The organism is Dyadobacter jiangsuensis (assembly GCF_003014695.1).
In the GTDB taxonomy this organism is placed as follows: domain Bacteria; phylum Bacteroidota; class Bacteroidia; order Cytophagales; family Spirosomataceae; genus Dyadobacter; species Dyadobacter jiangsuensis.
Map to the genome: position 1 here is coordinate 121,097 of NZ_PYAS01000013.1, position 20,202 is coordinate 141,298.

The window sequence follows — 20,202 nt, forward strand, 5'->3', positions numbered from 1 at the left end:
GCTATTGCAGTTTTGAATTCTGCTTGTGACGGTCCTTATCGCGGTCTGTTTTCTTGGCCAGGTTCTTTTCAAATGCCTCGGTAAGATTAATACCCGTCTGGTTGGCAAGGCACATAAGCACCCAGAGCACATCGGCCATTTCGTCGCCGAGATCTTTTCCCAAGTCCGATTTCTTGAACGATTGATCCCCGTACGTACGCGCCATAATGCGGGCGAGCTCGCCTACTTCCTCGGTCAGGATTGCCATGTTGGTCAGTTCTGAAAAATACCTTACCCCGTAGGTTTTGATCCATTGATCGACTTGTTCCTGTGCTTCCTGGATGGTCATGTTTAATTTTGAATGAGTGAATGAGCAAATAGAGCCTTTGGGAGGCTGGTTTCAGATTCTGTTTTTTGAATCGATTACGATTGTTACGGGGCCGTCGTTGAGCAAGGATACCTTCATATCTGCGCCAAATTCGCCCGTCTGAATGGGCTTCCCCAATTCCGTACCCAGGAATTCAATCATTTTTTCATACATCGGGATCGCGATATTGGGCTTTGCTGCTTCAATGAACGATGGCCGGTTGCCTTTCTTCGTGCTGGCGTGCAGGGTAAACTGGCTGATCAGCAGAATATCTCCATTTACTGTTTTTAAATCCAGGTTCATTTTGCCCTCCTCATCATTGAATACCCGCAGTCCGACGATCTTCTTCCCCAGCCATTCGATATCTTCTGGCAGATCGGCATGGGTGATGCCGAGGAGCACCATAAAACCCGTTTTGATTTCGCCTTTTACTTCTCCTTCAATGGTCACGGAAGCATTGCTTACGCGCTGGATTACTGCAATCATATGTTAATGTATGTTTCTTCGAAATGGGGGTAAAAGTACGGGAGAATCTCGGAAAATGGATTGGAACGCGTGGTAAATACCGATGGTTCAATGGATATGGCCGGTGGTGTTTTCGGTTGGGTAAATCAAGACGAAAAGGACTTCGCATATTAGAGTATACATATAACTGCACACATTTCTATCTAAATGGCTCAATCGCACTATTCGTTCAACTCAACCGACAATGAGTTTCTTTTTTCTTTTATAAGCGAGGGGCCAAACGGAAATATTGAAAAACGGGTGCAGTTTTCTCCGATGGATGGTGTTACATTTAACCTCGGTTTCGGCGACTGGATCGAGGAAAACGGTGAAATAGATGATATGGCCGTACCCAACAATGGGGATATCGAACTGGTTTTAGGAACCGTTATACAGGTTTTACGCTTTTTTCTATCGGAGCATGCCGGTGCTAGAGTTTTTTTGACCGGAAGTACTCCGGCCAGAACCCGTCTGTACCGACTCATTATTAACACGAATTTTGATGTAATCAAAGCTGAGTTCGACATTGCCGGATTCAGGAACGGAAAATGGAGTAGGTTTGAAAAAAATGTCGACTATGAATCTTTCATGGTATCCAAATTGTTTTAATTTTAATTAAATGCTGAAAATTTATGGAAAAATCGGTTCAACCCATCGTTCGTCCCAGGTATAACCCTGACCTTGACAAATGGAAAAATGTCGATCTTTTTCCCGTAAAAACAGCCAAAGCAAGAGAGATTCTGGAAAAATACCCCGTGCCTGAGCACCTTTTAAACCGCTCATCCAAATAAGCCGTTATAGCGCCCGCTTCCCATTTCATGACATCCGAACGCATTTCTGTTTTTGACATTTTTAAGATAGGCATCGGCCCATCGAGTTCCCATACATTAGGCCCCTGGCGCGCTGCGCAGCAGTTTTTGGGCGCAGTGAAAGAGAAAGGCTTGTTGAATAGCGTCGAAAAAGTGACGGTACACCTCTACGGTTCCCTGGCTAAAACAGGCAAGGGGCATGGTACCGATATCGCAGTTATTCTCGGGCTGAGCGGTTACGATCCTGTTACGATCGAAACGAGTTCGATTGATCGCATTCTTGCAGGCATTGCCGCTAGCGAAACGATCCGTCTGCATGGAGAAATGCAGATTCATTTCAACCCTAAAACGGATGTGGTGTTTCATAAAACGGAATCGCTTCCGTTTCATCCGAACGGGGTATCCTTCACGGCCGTTTGTGCAGATGGACAAGTATTCGAAGAAACCTATTATTCGATTGGCGGTGGCTTTGTGATCCAGGAAGGCAGGGAGGCAGCAGGCGGTTCGGTATTGTCGGAAATCCCTTATCCCGTCGACCATGCATCGGATTTGCTGAATTGGCATCGTGCTACCGGTAAGACTATCTGGGAATTGGTCCTGGATAATGAACGCATTTGGCGGGATGATGAAACGATCCGGAAGGACCTGCTAAATATCTGGCGCGTCATGCAGGACAGTATTTTCCTGGGTTGCCAGCACAGGGGCGTGCTACCGGGTGGGCTGAATGTTCAGCGAAGAGCTGCCGAACTGAACCAGAAATTATTAAAAGGCCATGCCTGCACCGGCTGCGACGAATGGATCGACCTGATCCGCAAGAACGGTTCAGGCTTCAATTACACGCTCGATTGGGTGAGTTGCTTCGCATTGGCCGTGAATGAGCAAAATGCTTCTTACAGCCGTGTAGTTACGGCTCCTACCAATGGCGCAGCAGGCGTAATACCCGCAGTTCTGCAATTTCACGTTACATTCTGTGGTAGTACGGAAGAGGATATTTTCAGGTTTATGCTTACTGCCGGTGAGATTGGGAGTATTTTCAAGAAAGGTGCTACAATTTCAGCGGCGATGGGTGGCTGCCAGGCGGAAATCGGAGTGTCGTCGGCCATGGCAGCAGCCGGGCTGGCACAGGTTTCCGGCGGAACGGTGGAGCAATGCCTGATGGCAGCGGAAATTGCGATGGAGCACCACCTTGGCCTCACGTGTGATCCGGTAGCAGGATTAGTTCAAATCCCTTGTATCGAACGTAATACGATGGGGGCGATCAAGGCGATTACGGCTTCCCAGCTCGCTTTACAAAGCAACCCCGAGAATGCGAAAGTTTCATTGGATAATGTGGTGAAAACGATGTGGCAAACCGCCTTGGACATGAACAACCGGTACAAGGAAACTTCCGAAGGCGGGCTAGCGGTGAATATTCCGATCAGTCTAAGCGAATGCTAGCCTATCGCTGCGTTATAATTTGAGCAGTAAATGCGCAAGGCCGAAGTAAACACCATAGCCGATCAGGTCATTGGCGGTAGTAATAAACGGCCCGGAAGCTACCGCCGGGTTAATGCCTATTTTTTCAAGCAGAATCGGGGTTAGTGTACCCATAAACGAGGCTAGAAACACGACTGACATCAGCGCGGTGGAAACGACTAATGCCAGTTGCAAGTCATTCCCGATCAGCATGTTGAATCCGAATACGATAGCGCTGATAATGAGCCCGTTGATAAATGCAACGGCGAACATCCTGATCAATCGCTGCCCCAGGGTAGTATCGATACCTGTCTTGTCGGCCAAACCTTGAAGAATGATCGAGGAGGTTTGAATCCCTACGTTTCCTCCGGTAGAACCGATAATAGGGATAAAGGCGGCCATAGCAGGAATAATTTTGAGGTCGCCTTCAAAAAAGCTGATGAACTTTGCAGCCAGGATTCCTCCCATCATGCCTACTAGCAGCCAAGGCAAACGGGCCTTGGTTTGTTGCCAGATGCTGTCGTCTTCTTCCACGTCCCCGGTAATACCTGCCATAGCCAGGGTATCGGAACTTGCCTGGTCGGTAATTACGTCCACGATATCATCGATCGTGATGCGGCCGAGGAGTTTTCCCTGGACATTCACCACCGGTAATGCGTCAAGGTCATACCGCCGCATGAGCTCAGCCACTTCTTCGGCAGGGCGGTAGGTTTCCACAAAAATGACGTCTTTGTCGTACAGGCTCTCGATCTTCGTGTTTTTGTGCGCCAACACGATCCTTTTTAGAGAGAGAATACCCAGCAGTTTACCAAAATCATCCACCACATACACCGCGTAGACCTTCTCCACGTCCTCGGCTTGTGTACGAAGCTCTTCGATGCATTGGTTTACCGTCCAGTTTTCATTCGCTTTGACAAGCTCCTTCTGCATCAAACCACCCGCCACATCTTCATCGTAATGCAGCAGGTCGAGGATAAACCGGGCCTGTTCGCGGTCTTCGAGCAATGCGATCACTTCTTCGCGTACGCGGATGGGCTGCTCGTTGAGCAAATCCACGGCGTCATCGGAATCGAACAGGTTGACGAATTTGGATATTTCCTCCGATGTAAAGGCTTTCAGAAAGTCCCGGCGTTCGCCCCGGTCCATATCGGCGAGGATCGCCGCGCCGGTTTCGATATTCAGCTGATTGACCAGGAATTTCGCGCTTTCGGTTTCCAGCTCGGATAGCAGGCTGGTAATGTCCGCAGCAAAGAGGTTCTCCATTTCCGACCGGATGGCCGCAGAGTCCTCTTTTTCAATCAGTTCCTGAATATGGTCTACGTATAGCTGGGTTAATTCGAACGTCATCGTAATGAGCTTTTAGCGATTGGCGAAATGCTTTTAGCTTATTGAATATACTGTCTCAGAGAAGGTTTAGTTCGCTGCTTGCGTGTTTTGGGCAAGTAACGTCAACGTAACGAAGTCTTGAACGCTCAATTGTTCGGCCCGTTTGTTGAGCAGCGGATGGTCCGGTATTTCGCCTACCGGTTTCAGCGCATTACGCAGGGTTTTGCGTCGCTGGTTGAATGCCGTTTTCACCACCCTGAAAAACAGTTTTTCATCACATTCGAGCGCCGCTACCGCATTCCGGCGCAGCCTTATCACGCCCGATTGCACTTTCGGTGGGGGATCGAACGCGCCGGGAGGTACCGACACGAGGTAATCGATATCATAAAATGCCTGCAAGAGCACGCTCAGAATACCGTAATCCTTGTTGCCCGGAGGCGATGCAATGCGCTGGGCCACCTCCTTTTGCAGCATACAGACAATTTCCGGAATACGGTCGCGGATTTCGAGCGCCCGAAAGAATATCTGGGAGGAGATATTGTATGGGAAATTTCCGATGATCGCGAACTTGTCTGAAAAGTAGTCGCCCGGGTTGAATTTCAGAAAATCACCGGCGATAATGCGCGGCGAGAGGTCCGGATAATGCTTTTCAAGATAAGCCACCGATTCGGTATCGATCTCGATAACGTGGGTTGTAAAGCTGTTTTTGGGTAAAAGAAATTGGGTGAGAACGCCCATACCCGGCCCGATTTCGAGGACGCGGTCGTAACCACCGTGGCCGGAGAGTCCGTCGACGATGCGTTGGGCAATATTCAAATCTTTCAGAAAGTGCTGGCCCAGATGCTTTTTGGCGCGCACTTTGGAATCATCCGGTTTTTTATAATTCATTTTCACAAGCCAAAATTACGTCTTAATTCGTAGATTTATCGAATAAAGAATTGGAAGGAAACTTAAAAGTGCGATTGTACCGGGACCCATGGAACTGATTTTATCCCAAACCGACTGGCAGACTATTCATCACACACTGCAGCATTTAAACCTGATCGGAATTACCTTTTCACCTGATTTTACGATTCGCAGTGTAAGCCCGCATGCGCTCATGAAAACCGGCTGGCACGAGTCGGACCTGGTGGGGCATAGTATATTTGACAAGTTGATCCCGAAAGAAGAGGAACACGAGGTGCGACAAATGCTCGAAGAGGGCATCCAGGGGAAACGTAAACTTGAACAGCGGGAGGTACCTTTCCTGGCGCAAAAAGGTACATTACGCACCTTTTCGATCAACTCGGTGCTGATGCATCAGGAAAACGACGAGGTGGAATGCATCACGCTCGTAGGTGATGATATCACCCGCCGCAGGAGAATGGAATCGGCCATTGCAAAGTCCAACTCGCAGTTGCAGGACCTGGTGGACAATACCAGCGATCTGATCCAGCTCGTGGCGATTGACGGTAAATTCATATTTGTAAATAAGGCCTGGCGCGAGGTGCTTGGCTATGGCCTGGATGAAATCGCTTCCATGCGAATGGAGGACATTCTGCACCCGCAGCACAAGGAAGAGGCGCTCGAACAGCTCAAACTGATCGAGCAAGGCGTTGCCAACCCGAGTTTCGAAGCGGTATTTATGAACCGCGACGGCAAAAAGGTATTTGTAGCCGGTAGCGTGAACTGCCGTTTCGACAATGGCAAACCGACGGCATTCCGCTGTATTTTAAATGATTTTACTGAAAAGATAAGGGCTGAGAAAGCGCAGAACCTTTATTACAGCATTGCCAACTGGACGGTCAACACCCAAAATCTGGACGAGTTTTACCACGGGATTCATGACGAGTTGGGCAAGATCATCGACGTCAGGAACTTCTTTATCGCGCTGTACGACCCCAGCAAGAGCTACATTTACTTCCCGTATTATGTAGATCAGTATTTCAAAGGCAATGTGCGGTTTACCAAGCGGAAACTGGGCAATGGCCTTACTGAATATGCGATTGCTTCCAACAAGCCGCTGTTCCTTTCGGACAAGGACATTGAGAAGCTGGCAAAGACGAACAGCTTGTATTTGTACGGTGTCACGCCGAAAGTTCTCCTGTGCGTACCCCTGCGTATAGGCGACCGGGTGACCGGGATTATCGGGGTGAAATCTTACGACGATCCTAATATGTTCGACGCCCGCGACCTCGAATTGCTGGAATTTATTTCGGGGCAGGTGGCAATGGCGATCGCGCGAAAGCAAAGTGAAGAGGAGCTGAGCAAATATCTGGCACGTTTGAATGCGATTTTCGATAGCAGCTCGCATTTGATATGGTCGGTAAACAAATCGCTGCAACTCACTTCATTTAACAGGAACTACGCGGATCTGATCCATAATCAACTCGGTGTGCGGCCTTCGCTCCAATCCAGCGCCGAGAAATTCGGATGGCGGATGGTCGGCAACAGCAACCGGCGGACGCTCGAAACCAAGTACCGACAGGCATTGCGCGGTGAGCCGCAGTATTTTGAATTTAAAATCGACCGTAAGGATGCGGGCGAAATGTGGCTGGAATTTTACCTGAACCCGATCCATTATGCCGATGGCGTGATTGAGGAGGTGTCTGGTATCGCCCGCGACATTACGCGGCGTAAGGAAGCCGAGCTGTCGCTAAGGCATAGCGAGGAGCTTTTCAGAGGCATTTTTGAAAACTTGCAGGACATTTACTGCCGTATCAACCGCATGGGCGAGATCACGATGATCAGCCAGTCGGTGCTGAAACGGTTGGGATATTTGCCCGAAGAAGTGATCGGGCACAAGGTTACCGAGTTTTTTGCAGATAAAAAGCGTATCCACTCTGCATTGATACGGCTTCGGAAGACAAAGAGCCTGCGGAACTTCGAGATTACCATGTACCGCAAAGATGGTACCGAGCGTCAGTTTATGATTAACATGCTGATGTTTACCAATGACAAAGGCAAACCGACCGAAGTGGCCGTACTCGCCCGGGACATTACCGAGCTGAAACGCAACGAGCTCGAACTGCTGAAAGCCAAGGAGCACGCCGAGCGCTCGTTGAAGGTAAAGGAAGGGTTCCTGGCCAACATGAGCCATGAGATCCGCACGCCGATGAACGGGGTGATCGGGATGATTGACCTGTTGGGTGAGACGCCGCTGAATACCGAGCAAAAGGATTATGTGTTGACGATCAAACGGTCCTCGGAAACGCTGCTGAATATCCTGAACGATATTCTCGACCTTTCGAAAATCGAGGCGGGGAAAATGGAGCTGCACGAGGCGCCGATCGCAGTGGAGGAATTGCTGCTCAAACTGGTTTCACTTTTCGGGCAAACCGCCAAAAGCAAGGGCAATACGCTCACATACCACATCGGGCCCGATATTCCGAAATTCATTATTGCAGATCAGACCAGGTTATTGCAGATTATGTCCAATCTGACCTCCAATGCATTGAAATTCACCGAGAATGGGTCTGTGAAGGTGTTTCTTACATTGGAGAAAAAAGAAGGGTTATTCCATAAGATCAAGGTAGAAGTGCAGGATTCGGGGATCGGTATCAGTGCTACCGACAAGCAGATTTTGTTTACCTCATTTACCCAGCTTGACAATTCATCGCGGAAATCGTTTGGCGGTACAGGGCTCGGCCTGGCTATTTCAAAACAGCTTTGCGCCTTAATGAATGGAGAAATCGGCGTTGAGTCCACGCTAGGGGAGGGTAGCACGTTCTGGTTCACCTTTGAAACGAAGGAAACGTCGATCGCGCAGGTGAGCACGATTATCCAGCAGGAAGAGACGCCGATTGAAGATGTATTCACTGATTACCACCCGCTGATCCTGCTTGTCGACGACAATGCGGTGAACCGGAAAGTGGCAAATGAAATCCTAAAAAAATCCGGCTGCGAAACCGATTTGGCAGAAAGTGGGTTCAAAGCGATCGAAATGGTGGAGAAGAGATACCATTCCGATGAAAAGGGTTACGATATCATTTTTATGGATATTCAAATGCCGGATATGGACGGCGTGGAAACGACTCAGGAGCTGAAAAAGCGATTCTCCAAAGGCCTGCCGCCTATTGTGGCCATGACGGCCTACTCGATGAAGGAAGACCGCGACCGGTTTATGAGCCAGGGAATGGATGATTACATTGCCAAACCCATCCGCGCACAGACCCTCGTGCAGAAGGTGAAAGAGCTGATGGGCAATATGGAAAATCGAAAACTCGAACAAAAGCAGAAGGAAATCGCACAAGAGGCGATGGTACCGGTGCTCGACAAGGAAATCATCGATCAGCTAGCCGGAATAGGCGGTGCTGAGCTGGTGTGGTCGGTGTTCGAGGATTTTGTGGGCGAATCCGATGAATTGGTCGCCGGTGCATTGGAAGCCTATAAAAATGGAGATATTAAAACCGTGAAAAGTAATCTGCACACATTGAAAGGGAGTGGTGGCACTGTGGGCGTTTCACAAGTGGCCGAAATTGCGCGGGATGCCGAATGGCGGCTCAAATCGGACGACACGAGTACACTCGCGGAGGCGTTACCTGCACTGGAAAAGGCTTATGAAAGATTCCTGGCGAGCTATAAGGGGCTACTGGGAGAGTGGTTGAAGTAATTTGACTGCCGCCGACCGACCGCCGATTCGTCGGTGAAAATAGCCTGTTGGTCTGCTAAATTATCCGATACTGTCGATTGTAAAGGTTTATTGCCGGAACGCATTAAACTTTGTTATCCAAGGGAGCTCTAACCAGCAATAAACCTTTACAAGTCATGAACAGATTTACATTCATCGTCCTTCTGCTTGCCGGCTTCGCCGCCCCGGCCTTTGCACAAAATGCACAGATTACCGGCGCGGTCATCGATAGCGTGAGCCGTGAAGCGGTAGTGGGAGCCTATGTGGCTGTGAGCCGCAACACCCCCGATGCAAAACCGGAATATGTAACGACGGATGTAAACGGTAAATTCACCTTTACAGGCCTGTCCAAACAGGTTTCTTACCTGGTCAAGGTTTCCTATTTAAGTTATAAAGACTTCACCCGGACAGTTACGGTTACCAAGGATATCGAAAATCTTGGAACCATTACCCTCACAGAAGCCGTCGCAAACCTGAAAGAGGTGAAAGTGGTAGGTCAGGTGACCGCCATGGAACAGAAGGGAGATACCACGCAATTCAATGCAGCTGCATTCAAAACCAATCCCGATGCTACGACCGAAGACCTGATCCAGAAAATGCCGGGTATTACCGTCACAAATGGAACGGTAACGGCTCATGGAGAGACTGTCAATAAAGTGCTGGTGGATGGCAAGCCATTCTTCGGCGATGATGCTGCATTAACCCTCAAAAATCTTCCTGCGGAAGTTGTCGATAAAATAGAGGTGTTCGATAAGCTGAGCGATCAGGCGCAATTCACTGGTTTTGATGATGGTAATGCGCAGAAAACGATCAATATCGTCACCAAGGCCGACAAGCGGATGGGTCAGTTTGGAAAAGTTTTTGCCGGTTACGGCCTCGATGACCGCTATCAGGCGGGAGGAAATGTGAGCTTTTTCAAAGGCAACCAGCGGATATCGGTCATCGGATTGAGCAACAATATCAACAACCAGAACTTTTCCAGCCAGGACTTGCTGGGCGTTTCAGGCGGTGGGGGAGGCGGTAACCGTGGTGGTGGTGGCTCTGCCGGTAACTTCCTGGTGGGGAACCAGAGCGGGATCACCGGTACCAATTCTTTCGGTTTGAACTATTCCAATAAAATAGGGAAGAAGCTCGACGTGAGCGGCAGCTATTTCTTTAACAGAACAAGCAACAGCAACGTGCAGAGCACCTCGCAAGAGTATTTCCTACAAGGTGCCACCAGCAACCAGTTCTACAAAGAAAACAGCCGGACCAATACAACCAACTCCAATCACCGCCTGAACTTCCGGATTGAATACAATATCGATCCTAAAAACTCGCTCATTATTACGCCGCGACTGAGCTTCCAGGATAACCATTCAGGAAGTGTGAAGGCCGGGCTTACCACATTGGCTTCTGACGGGAGCAATGTAAACAGTTCCGATAATAGCCAGGGCAATGTCAACAAAGGGTATAACTTCTCGAACGACATTCTGTTCCGTCATGCTTTCGCGAAAAAGGGCCGCACGGTCTCATTCAACTTCAATACCCAGGTGAATGACAAGAACGGCCGCCGCGACTTGTATTCGAGAAATACTTACTTCGATAACCTTGCCCTGGGAGACACTGCTATGCGGGGCGATACGATCGATCAGCGGAGTTTCACGCACTCGGATGGAATTACATTAGGCGGAAACCTGGTGTATACCGAGCCGATCAGTACCACCGGCCAGTTGCAGTTTAACTATGGTTTGACGATTCAGAATAGCAATTCGAACAAGGATACCTATAATATGAGCTATGACGACGGCACGTATTCGGATCTGGATTCGCTTTTGACCAACAATTTTGATAACCGCTACATTACCAACCGCGCAGGTTTGGGATACCGCTACCGGAAAAACAGCTGGTCGGCCAACGTGGGGCTCGATTTTCAGAACACAGGTCTGTACAGCCAGCAATTGGCGCCGATTAACAACAAGGTTGATCAGTCGTTTACCAATATTCTCCCGAACTTGATGGTAAACTACCGTTCAAAAGAGGGTGCGCAATTCCGGGCATTCTTCCGAAGCTCGACCAACCAGCCGTCGATTTCACAGTTGCAAAACGTGGTCGATAACAGCAACCCGCTGTCGCTCACAGCCGGTAATCCCGATCTGAAACAGGAGTACCGCAATATGGTGAACGTCCGTTACTCGCTGGCAGGTGCGAAGAGACCTTACAGCCTGAATGCGATGATTTTCGTCACGCAGACCAACAACGCGATTGTTAATTCGACTTACATCGCGCAGAAACCCGAGACATTGCCCAATGGCTTGTTTCTGGAAAGAGGTGCCAAGTTCACCGCACCGATCAACGTCGACGGTAGCTGGAATGCCCGCTCTTTTTTCGCCTATGGAAAGCCGATTGCGCCTTTGAAACTGAACCTGAACCTGACTACCGGATTCAATTATGTGCGGTCGCCGGGTATGATCAACAATGTGCCCAACTATTCAAATACCTACGCGATATCGCAGGGTCTGGTGGTGAGCAGCAATATCAGCGACAAGCTTGATTTTACTGTTTCTTATTCGGGTAATTACAATGTGGTGCGGAACAGTATTCAGCCCAATCTGAATAACAACTATTACACCCAAGGCATTACCGGCCGGGTGAACTGGATCTTTGGAAAAGGATTTGTATTCCAAAGCGATATCAACAACCAGTCGTACCGGGGGCTGGGCGCGGGCTATAATCAGAATTTTACGCTCTGGAATGCAAGCGTCGGCAAGAAATTCCTTAAAAACAATGCGGGGGAGCTGAAACTGACCGTTTTCGATATTCTGAAACAGAACAACAGCATTACCCGTAACGTGACCGAAACTTATGTGCAGGACGTCACTAACCGGGTGCTCACACAATACGCTATGCTCACATTCACTTACACTTTGAGAAACTTCGGGAAGATGCCTTCCAACAACAACGATGGTAATTTCAGAAGACGTGACTTCGACGGCGGAATGGGCTACCCTGGGGGCGGCCGCGGACCCGGCGGAGGTGGTGGCGGAGGCCGGGGTTTCAACGACTAGGCATTAAACCCTTCAATTCAGTGCAAAGAAAATCCCGGGGCGGTTGGCTCCGGGATTCTTTGCTTTTTGGGATTACTTAAATGCTATTTTTTGTCCGGGAAAGGGATGATCAGCTTTTCGCCCCTTTCGGAGAAGTCGCGGGTTTTGCCGTTGGCTTTCATCAGCGCTTCTTTGCTAATACCATATTTGCTGGCCACCACACGAAGTACGTCGCCGGGCCCCACGGTATGAACCGCTTTTACTTGTATTTTCAGCTTGGTAACGCCAGCTTTTACATCAGAAACAGAAGAGTTGAGGCCTTGCAAGGTTTCCGTTTTGAGGTTGTACCGCGAAGCAATGCTCGAAAATGTCTCTCCGCTTTGAACAGTATGTGTGATCTGCTCTCCACCAATCGATGAGGCCGAAATGGAAGGTTTCTGTTCTTTTTTCGGTTCTTCGGTCTTTTCTTTTACAGGCTCAGGCTTCTTTTCTTCGGCCGGTTCCTCAGTAGGCGCAGGTTCATCGCTCACGGGTTCGGCAGCACTTTCTTCGAGTGTCGAATCGACGACTACCGATGTGAGTTCTTCGGAGCTGGAAGAGCTGTCGGAAATATATTCGTAGCCGACATAGAGCATTGCGAGTACCAGCAACACCAACACGAGCAATGTGACAATGGGCAGATTCGACTTTTCAGTGGGACGGATATTTCTTTTTTTCGGGAATTCGTCTTCCATAACCTGGCCGGATTCTATTTTTTAGTGGAGTTAATTTTCTACGAAAATAATAAAGGTAACCTAGTTTCCAAGTTGATTTTTCAATTCCTCGTTCATCACTGCAACTTTGTCTTTCAGGCTCTCTTTGAATGCGTCAAGCCTTTTTGCTACCTCCGCGTCACTCGCTCCGATAATCTGCGCGGCGAGGATTCCGGCATTTCTCGCGCCGTCCAACGCCACCGTCGCAACAGGAACACCGGCAGGCATTTGCAGAATCGAAAGCACCGAATCCCAGCCGTCAATCGAATTGCTTGACAAAACCGGCACTCCGATCACCGGAAGGGATGTCAGTGATGCCACCATCCCGGGTAAATGAGCGGCTCCGCCCGCGCCCGCTATGATCACCTGCAAGCCGCGGCTGCGTGCCGATGCTGCGTATTCGAGCATGCGCTCAGGCGTGCGGTGCGCCGATACGATCTCCATTTCATATGAGATGCCCAGTTCCGTCAATGCGTCTGCGGCGAGCTGCATTACCTTTCTGTCAGAAAGGCTGCCCATGATAATCCCTACCATTGGTATGTTCTACTTCGTTTTGTGACTGATTACTTTAATATTATCCCTGACAAAATCCGCTTTTGCTTTGAGCGAGGCTATATCCGCGTCCATAATCGTGATATGGCCCATTTTGCGGAATGGCTTGGTGATCGCTTTCCAGTAAAGGAACGGAAACACTTCCGGCGTTGCAAGTAACTTTTCCATTCCCTGATAAACAGCCGGGCCTTCATAACCATCCTCTCCCAGCAGGTTCACCATTGCCGACGGCCCGTAGGCATGCGTACTGCCCAGCGGCAGGTTCAGGATCGCCCGCCAGTGTTGCTCATATTGAGAGGTCGCGTTTGCGCGGATCGTATGGTGGCCGCTGTTATGAGGGCGTGGCGCTACTTCGTTGATCAGCACTTCCCCGTCAGGTGTCAGGAAAAGCTCTACCGCCAGCAATCCCACGATCTGAAATGCTTCGGCCGTTTTGCGGGCAATTTCCTGCGCTTTGGCATTCACATCATCGCTGATCTCCGCCGGTGCAAAAAGGTATTCAACGAGGTTATGTTCAGGATGAAAGACCATTTCCACGGTAGGGAATGTTTCTACTTCCCCATTTGCATTGCGGGCAACAATTACTGCCAGTTCTTTTTCAAATGGGACCGCTTTTTCCAACAGGCCGGGCTTGTCGAACGCCTTGTCGAGGTCATTCGCCGATGTCAGCCGTTGCACCCCGCGTCCATCGTAACCGTCTTTTCCGAGCTTGTGAAATGCGGGGAGAAATGAGAGGTAGTTGGCAACATCCTCGCGGTTTTCCGTTAGTATAAATTCCGCGGTTGGAAGCTGTTTTTCAGCGTAAAATTGCTTCTGAATGCGTTTGTCCTGTATCTGACGGATCACAGAAGGCTGGGGGTAAACCTTTTTTCCTTCTTTTTCCAAGGCTTCGAGCGCCTCTACATTTACCTTTTCGATTTCAATGGTAATGACGTCGAGCTCTTTACCAAAGTGATATACGGTGTCAAAATCTTGCAGCGACCCCTGCGTAAAGTGGGGCGCTATTTTCCGGCACGGTGCTTCTGCGTCCGGGTCGAGTACGTGAATATCGAGGTTCCAGTCCACAGCAGCTTGAAGGAGCATCAGCCCCAGCTGCCCGCCACCAAGAATTCCTATTCGGGATGAAAGCATTTATGAAATGATATTTTCCCGCAAAATTGGTTTAAAAACGGGTCAGAAAAAAGGAATGTTCGGCAAATGTCAGTCAGGAATGGTCAGAATGTCAGGTGTTGTTATTTTGAAAATGCAATTGTTATAGCGCATTTGACACTTTCAGCCCCGGAATCATCCTGAAATCTTTCATGTTTGCCGTCCGCAATTCGAGATTGTAAACCAATCGGTAGCCGCTATCAGCGCGTCGGACGCAGTCACCGAGTGAGACAATGCGAATGAATGACCTATCTGCGTGGCCGCCTGAGCAGTGGCTTCGTTCAGATCGAAATGATTGAAGCCGTTGAGCAAACGCCTGATCTTTGCAAGTTCCGCTTTGTTAAGGCAACCGTTGTAAAGTTCAAGCACGATAACCGTGTTGACTGCAAGATCAAGCTTTTCTGCACAATCAATAAACTCAATAGCCGCTTGTTTCCCCCTGAGATAATCGATGAGGATATTCGTATCCAGCAGGAGCATATTAACATCTGAAATCCCGACGTATTCTCCTTACATATTCGGCGGAATCCGAGACATACGAGAAAGGCTTCACGCTAGGATCATTGGCCATGGCCTCCTCTTCGGGCGTGAGCTCCTCACAAATTACTCGTGCGTGCGCTGAGGGATCAAGGCGCATGTAGGGAACAATGGGTTCATTGAGCTGGGCAGCACTTGTCTCTTCAAGATCAGTGTAGGGCGACTCCACGATATCACCGTGCTTTCCGGCTGATTTGTTTAGGTAAGGTGTTTTCATAGTGACGTGCTCTTTGATTTTTACAAATTTACGCATCGCTTCGCGGATGAAGAAGCCGCTAAATCGTCACACGATAATTACTATTTCATAAACCGAATCAATCCGATTTCAGCCAACAAAAAGAACAGCGCCGCGTAAAGGAAGAATTTCCAAAGATTAGTTCCCATATTTTGCTGCTGGAATGCGGTAGAGAAGGCGTCGTCGTCAATGCGGTCGAAGACCTGGATGTTCTTTTTGCCGGAAAATGCGGCTCGCAGCTCCTCTGGGGAATAGTATTGTAGTCTGGATTCGGCGTGATTGTGATTAAGGGCGATAATCTGCTCGGTTTTATTGTCAAGGACGAGCTCGAAATAGCCGGCGGTGAGCCCGTCGGCGGTCTGGTCACCCTGGGGGATTTCTAGCAAGAGCTGATTGCCGGCCATACGCTGCACGGGGATAATCTCGGTTTTGTTACGCCTGAGCTTGTAAACGGAATTGGGCTTGGGCTTACCGACAGTCAAACTGATCGGGTTTTCATCAAACGTGAACGAGGTACGCTGCTGCCGAACGCTCGAAGCGGCAATTTTATACATCACCGGCACAAATATGGCGTGCTGGGCCACATTCCCGTTCTCCTGACTTAGAGGTGCCGCGAACAGGTAAGTTTTGCCCGTACCTGCCAATACCTGGTTAAGGTAAGTCTGTCCGTTCCGCAGCGTAAGCAACTGCTGCCCGGCGCTTGCCCAGCTCCATACGGGTAACACATTAGGCAGGTTAAGATTCATTTCCTGACGCATCGATTCCTCGAAAACATCGCTGAAAAACGGATTGTTGCGGTCGGGCACGGCGAGCGCCAGCGAAGCCTGGGCTTTTTCCGAAGTGATGCCGTTAATGCCCAATGCACTTAAAAAACGTCCATAGCTGTCCGCAGCAGGCGCAGCGGGAGGTATGATCGCCAGGCTGCCGCCTTGGCGTACAAAATCCTGCAAATCCTGCGGCAGCGTGCCTGATAGCTGCGTTACACCTTCCAGCACCACGAGATCGGAGCTTCTGATCAGGCCCGGATCCACATTCTGCGCGCTGTAACTCTGGAGAGTGAAAAGGCTATCGTTCGCATAAACATTCTCGATGTAGTTTCCTTCCGGTTTTTGCCCATACACGTGCAGCACGCGGATGAGGGGTGACGCATTGAGCACAAAATAGTAATCGTTATCAAAAGTCACCGGGAAGTCGTCGAACGTAATCTGCCCTTTTTTATACCCTTTCCCTTTCAGATTGAAGTTGAACTTCGCCGTCGCACTGCCATTGGCCGGTACGTTGACAGACGCCGTCGAGGCCTGGGTATTGTCGAGGCTAAGTCTGAGCACGACGTTTCGAGCCTCGCGGTTGCCCGAGTTGCTCACTTTTACAAATAGTATATTGTTTTGAAGTTCGCGGATAAACGGTGTATTAAGCCAGGCTGAATCTACGAATAAGTTCTTTTCAGCCTCAGCCTGTACCGGTACCAGGAAAATCTGGTTCGTCGAATCGGTTTGGATAGCCGAGAGGTCGCCGACGGTACTTTTCTGGAAATCCGAAAACCAGAAAAGCTGATTTTTACCCGACTGCGAATGGCGGGCCATGAGGTTTTCCTGGCGTTTATACACCTGTTCGAGTGTGCGCGGAGTGCCCGAAAGCCCGATGGTAGTCAGGCGGTCGCGCAGTTTTTCAGCGGGGTAGAGGCCTTGTTCCTGGGCGGAAAAGTCGTTGGTTACCAGTTGCAGCGAGGTCGCGTTTTTGAACAATCCCAGCAGATCCCCCAACCGGCCGGTAGCAATGTCGAGGTAGCGCTTATTGTTCAACTCACTTTCCATGCTTAGGGAATTGTCCAGGTAGAGGCTGGTAATACCCCGCCTGTCTACGGCTACATTGCTTTCCGCCGGGATGAACGGCTGGGAGAACGCGAATGCAAGGCAGGCAATAGCGAGTATCCGCGCCGCCATGACGAGCCAATGCTTGATCTGGCGGATCGATTTCGTCTGCGTTTCAACCGCTTTGAGAAATGCGACATTTGTGAAGTACACCCTTTTTGTCCTCCTGAAATTGAAAATGTGAACGGCAATCGGAACCGATATCGCCAGCAAACCCCACAGGAAGGACGGAAAAAGGAAACTCATGTAGCTTAGGATAGTCTTGTATCAGTGATCAGTTGCCGAATATGGCTTCAAAACGGCAGTTTTCAAATGTTCAACGCAGTTAGTAAAGACAAATTACACCAAATTCTCATAACAGTTTTTTATTTGAGGACCTTTCTCATATCTCGGGCGCTTTTTTCTAACTTTGCACTTCATTTTGCCGTGGCCGCGTTTTGAATGGCGGCTGCAAAGAGAGAAGATCGTTAATTTAAACAGAGTTATGGCCAAAGTTTCGGTAAACAAACACCAGCCCGTCTATCAAATGCCTACGAACCCGGCTGCGGTTCGTACCAAGAAGTACGCCTTACCTACCCAAAAATACATTTCGTTGGCCATGCGTTATTTTTTCAAGACGCAGCTCAAATGGGTACTCGTACCCGTGGCCCTGATCCTGATCAATGCGGTGATCAGCCTCACAGGCATTTATCCCAATTTGTGGATTTACATCACCGTTGTGGTGGCTTCTATTCTTTACGTGCTGTTCTGGCTGATCCAGTTCACGGGCATTACGCAGCTCGCGCAATACAAGCCGATGTTTGAAAAGTTCTCTTACGAGATCGACAACCGCCAGATTCTCATGAAGCTGAACCAGAAGGAAGGAAGTGTGATGAAATGGGAGCAGATCCTGGAAGGGTATAAAGATAAGGACGCCTACGTGCTGGTTATTTCAAAAGGGCAATTCCTGCATTTGCCGTTCAATATTTTTACTTCCGAGCACGATATCAAGGTTTTTGAACGCCTTTTAAAGCAGAAAGAAATATTGAAAGCCTGATCGACGGCATTCATGAAAAACGCCCGGCTGGAAAGTCGGGCGTTTTTTGTTGGAGCTATTTGATACTCGCTTCGTGCTGATGCTTGGTGAAATTCTTTTCCCCGGCTGTAACCGCAACCGCCAGGTGGTTGTTCAGCGGCGGAATCGGGCAGTTATAGCCGGTACTGTATGCACAATAAGGGTTGTATGCTTTGTTGAAGTCGAGCACGCAGGTTCCGTTTTTCAGATCCGTCGTTTTCAGGTCGAGGTAGCGGCCGCCGCCGTAGGTGTCGGTGCCGTTAGTCTTATCTTTGAAAGGGACAAAAAGATAATCCTTGTATTTAGCAAGTTGTTGCAGGCTGAGGCTGCGGTACACTGTCAATTTTTGTCTGCGGCCATTTACCTTGAATTTCAACACCCCGTACTTCACGTAGGTCTTGTTCATTCCGCTGTAAGTAGGCATTTCGAAGGACTTGCCTTTCGCCTTTTCGAAATGGGCCACCACGCGATACGTGGAATCGGGCTCATAGAATTGTAAATAGGACAAATCCGCTGCTTTGAGCGGCGAGTTCTCCGAGTGCAGGAACTCCTCCTTGTAATGATTTCTGTACTGATTAGTCTCTTCGGTAAAAGTTTGTGCTTGTGATCCAAACGCCGCGACCAGAACTGTAAACAGTGTGCTTAAAACAACTTTCATACGTTAGGGAAAAAAGAAATCCGGTAATTTTTACCGGATTTTATAAAAATTATTCCAGAAACCCAAAAACGGGGGAACTTTTTCGATTATTGGGCCGAAATTTTCTTCACTTTCGATTCGTCGATATTATAGGCTTTCACAACCGCTTCATAGTCGTTCAGATCCACTTCCGCATTGGCGCGTCCTTTGAGGAAATCCGAGGGGATTACCACCACGCGGAACTCGAACCCGCGGGTCCAGTCGGTTGCGAGTTGGGATCTCTGGACATTTGAGTCCAGGAAAATCTCCATATCCTTATCGGTGCGGTTGAAACTATAAGTTACGATGAGACCGTTGTTGCCGAAAGCCGTTTGAGGTAGCGGCTGGTATGATTTAAGGCCGCCCTGGGTACCCCAGTTTACATACACCAGCACGGCGTCGGAGGGCAGGACTTCAATGTTTTCCTGTGCGAAATTGAGGATGAAGCCCCAATTATTGGCAGAAGTGAAGTCTACCTTAGTGATGTCGAAGGTTATTCCCAGCACATCGCCTCCTTGTGGTCCGGGATCGCCTTTCGGCCCGCGGCAGCTCTGGAACAATGCGAGGACAGCAAGTAATAGTAGGGGCAAGAGTTTTCTGTTCATGACTTGTGAGTTGAGAAAAATGAGAAATCTGTTAAAAATTTGTGATTAGATGATGATGCAATTATAAAGTTTAAATCTCGATCGGGCATTAACCTTTGTTAACTAAAAAACGCCATACCACGCATCACAGGGAGGCACATACTGGAACAGAGGACGGTAAGTAATTATTGTGTTTTTAATGCAGGGATTGTTTGCGTAGATATCGTTTGCATGCTACTTTTCCCGGAAACAACGATTTTGGATCAACATTAAAAGGAACAACGATGATTAACCGTAAAGCAACAGCCATTTGGAAAGGTACCGGCAAAGAAGGTACAGGTACGATCAGCACGCAGAGCACAGTTCTGGAAAATACCCAGTACTCTTTCAACACCCGTTTCGCAGACGGTAAGGGAACCAACCCGGAAGAGCTGGTTGCAGCCGCACACGCCGGATGTTTTGCCATGAAGCTGAGCTTCGAACTAAACGCCGCCGGTTTCACTGCCGACGAGCTGAACGCTACCGCCACAGTTTCACTGGATCCTGCAAAAGGCCAGGTTGTGAAGAGCGCAATCGACCTGAAAGCGCAGGTTCCAGGCATCAGCGCGGAGCAATTCGCGCAGGTAGCCGACAAGGCGAAAAAGGAATGTCCTATCTCTCAGCTGCTCAATGCAGAAATCACATTGAACGCAGAGCTGGTATAAGTCAATGGACCGG

19 protein-coding genes are annotated in these 20,202 nt (G+C 49.2%); 7 read left to right on the forward strand and 12 right to left on the reverse strand.

Annotated features, from left to right (window positions below):
- Window position 1: 1 nt before the first annotated feature.
- Both CLV60_RS24475 and dtd read right to left on the reverse strand, forming a co-directional pair.
- On the reverse strand, window positions 2-328 hold the full coding sequence (locus tag CLV60_RS24475) for a nucleotide pyrophosphohydrolase (protein ID WP_106598016.1): 327 nt from the start codon (window positions 326-328) through the stop codon (window positions 2-4).
- A 51-nt stretch (window positions 329-379) separates the two neighbouring features.
- Window positions 380-832 (reverse strand): D-aminoacyl-tRNA deacylase, encoded by a 453-nt coding sequence (gene dtd / locus CLV60_RS24480; RefSeq protein ID WP_106598017.1) that lies wholly within the window; start codon window positions 830-832, stop codon window positions 380-382.
- A gap of 186 nt (window positions 833-1,018) precedes the next feature.
- Between dtd and CLV60_RS24485 the strand changes: the two genes are divergently transcribed.
- The 3 genes from CLV60_RS24485 to CLV60_RS24490 are packed head-to-tail and all read left to right on the forward strand — an operon-like array spanning window position 1,019 to window position 3,096.
- Window positions 1,019-1,459 carry a DUF6934 family protein gene (locus tag CLV60_RS24485; protein ID WP_106598018.1) on the forward strand — a complete coding sequence of 147 codons (441 nt, stop codon included), beginning with the start codon at window positions 1,019-1,021 and terminating at the stop codon, window positions 1,457-1,459.
- Between the two features lie 23 nt (window positions 1,460-1,482).
- Window positions 1,483-1,641, forward strand: coding sequence for a hypothetical protein (locus CLV60_RS34310; RefSeq protein ID WP_170118856.1), 159 nt, complete (start codon window positions 1,483-1,485; stop codon window positions 1,639-1,641).
- A gap of 27 nt (window positions 1,642-1,668) precedes the next feature.
- Window positions 1,669-3,096: an L-serine ammonia-lyase gene (locus tag CLV60_RS24490; protein ID WP_106598019.1), complete on the forward strand. Its 1,428-nt coding sequence runs from the start codon at window positions 1,669-1,671 to the stop codon at window positions 3,094-3,096.
- Between the two features lie 12 nt (window positions 3,097-3,108).
- Here the strand turns inward: CLV60_RS24490 and mgtE are convergent, their stop codons facing one another.
- Together mgtE and rsmA are read right to left on the reverse strand one after the other, a co-directional pair.
- A complete protein-coding gene (gene mgtE, locus CLV60_RS24495) occupies window positions 3,109-4,461 on the reverse strand; it encodes a magnesium transporter (protein ID WP_106598020.1) in 1,353 nt (450 codons plus the stop codon).
- Window positions 4,462-4,527: 66 nt separating this feature from the next.
- Window positions 4,528-5,328 (reverse strand): 16S rRNA (adenine(1518)-N(6)/adenine(1519)-N(6))-dimethyltransferase RsmA, encoded by an 801-nt coding sequence (rsmA, locus tag CLV60_RS24500; RefSeq protein ID WP_106598021.1) that lies wholly within the window; start codon window positions 5,326-5,328, stop codon window positions 4,528-4,530.
- Between the two features lie 88 nt (window positions 5,329-5,416).
- Between rsmA and CLV60_RS24505 the strand changes: the two genes are divergently transcribed.
- Both CLV60_RS24505 and CLV60_RS24510 read left to right on the forward strand, forming a co-directional pair.
- Window positions 5,417-9,031, forward strand: coding sequence for a PAS domain S-box protein (locus CLV60_RS24505; protein WP_106598022.1), 3,615 nt, complete (start codon window positions 5,417-5,419; stop codon window positions 9,029-9,031).
- Between the two features lie 155 nt (window positions 9,032-9,186).
- Window positions 9,187-12,096, forward strand: a complete 2,910-nt coding sequence (locus CLV60_RS24510) for an outer membrane beta-barrel protein (protein WP_106598023.1) — start codon at window positions 9,187-9,189, stop codon at window positions 12,094-12,096.
- An 83-nt stretch (window positions 12,097-12,179) separates the two neighbouring features.
- Here the strand turns inward: CLV60_RS24510 and CLV60_RS24515 are convergent, their stop codons facing one another.
- The 6 genes from CLV60_RS24515 to CLV60_RS24540 form a co-directional block, all read right to left on the reverse strand.
- Entirely contained in the window at window positions 12,180-12,809 is a 630-nt protein-coding gene (locus CLV60_RS24515; protein ID WP_106598024.1) for a LysM peptidoglycan-binding domain-containing protein, read from the reverse strand.
- Window positions 12,810-12,869: 60 nt separating this feature from the next.
- Window positions 12,870-13,361, reverse strand: coding sequence for a 5-(carboxyamino)imidazole ribonucleotide mutase (purE, locus tag CLV60_RS24520; RefSeq protein WP_106598025.1), 492 nt, complete (start codon window positions 13,359-13,361; stop codon window positions 12,870-12,872).
- A 9-nt stretch (window positions 13,362-13,370) separates the two neighbouring features.
- Window positions 13,371-14,510 (reverse strand): 5-(carboxyamino)imidazole ribonucleotide synthase, encoded by a 1,140-nt coding sequence (locus tag CLV60_RS24525; RefSeq protein ID WP_106598026.1) that lies wholly within the window; start codon window positions 14,508-14,510, stop codon window positions 13,371-13,373.
- 168 nt (window positions 14,511-14,678) lie between these two features.
- Window positions 14,679-15,008: a type II toxin-antitoxin system VapC family toxin gene (locus tag CLV60_RS24530; protein ID WP_106598027.1), complete on the reverse strand. Its 330-nt coding sequence runs from the start codon at window positions 15,006-15,008 to the stop codon at window positions 14,679-14,681.
- Window position 15,009: 1 nt separating this feature from the next.
- On the reverse strand, window positions 15,010-15,282 hold the full coding sequence (locus tag CLV60_RS24535) for a hypothetical protein (RefSeq protein WP_106598028.1): 273 nt from the start codon (window positions 15,280-15,282) through the stop codon (window positions 15,010-15,012).
- An 80-nt stretch (window positions 15,283-15,362) separates the two neighbouring features.
- Window positions 15,363-17,417, reverse strand: coding sequence for a BatA domain-containing protein (locus CLV60_RS24540; protein WP_106598029.1), 2,055 nt, complete (start codon window positions 17,415-17,417; stop codon window positions 15,363-15,365).
- Between the two features lie 238 nt (window positions 17,418-17,655).
- On the opposite strand from CLV60_RS24540, the gene CLV60_RS24545 reads away from it, so the two are divergent.
- Complete coding sequence (locus CLV60_RS24545) at window positions 17,656-18,207, forward strand: YcxB family protein (RefSeq protein ID WP_211302274.1); 552 nt, start codon at window positions 17,656-17,658, stop codon at window positions 18,205-18,207.
- A 55-nt stretch (window positions 18,208-18,262) separates the two neighbouring features.
- Here the strand turns inward: CLV60_RS24545 and CLV60_RS24550 are convergent, their stop codons facing one another.
- Window positions 18,263-18,883: a DUF1684 domain-containing protein gene (locus tag CLV60_RS24550; protein WP_106598030.1), complete on the reverse strand. Its 621-nt coding sequence runs from the start codon at window positions 18,881-18,883 to the stop codon at window positions 18,263-18,265.
- 86 nt (window positions 18,884-18,969) lie between these two features.
- Window positions 18,970-19,506: a hypothetical protein gene (locus CLV60_RS24555; RefSeq protein WP_106598031.1), complete on the reverse strand. Its 537-nt coding sequence runs from the start codon at window positions 19,504-19,506 to the stop codon at window positions 18,970-18,972.
- A 263-nt stretch (window positions 19,507-19,769) separates the two neighbouring features.
- On the opposite strand from CLV60_RS24555, the gene CLV60_RS24560 reads away from it, so the two are divergent.
- The gene (locus CLV60_RS24560; RefSeq protein ID WP_106598032.1) at window positions 19,770-20,189 is read left to right on the forward strand and encodes an OsmC family protein; all 420 of its coding nucleotides are present in this window, start codon (window positions 19,770-19,772) and stop codon (window positions 20,187-20,189) included.
- Window positions 20,190-20,202 lie beyond the last annotated feature (13 nt).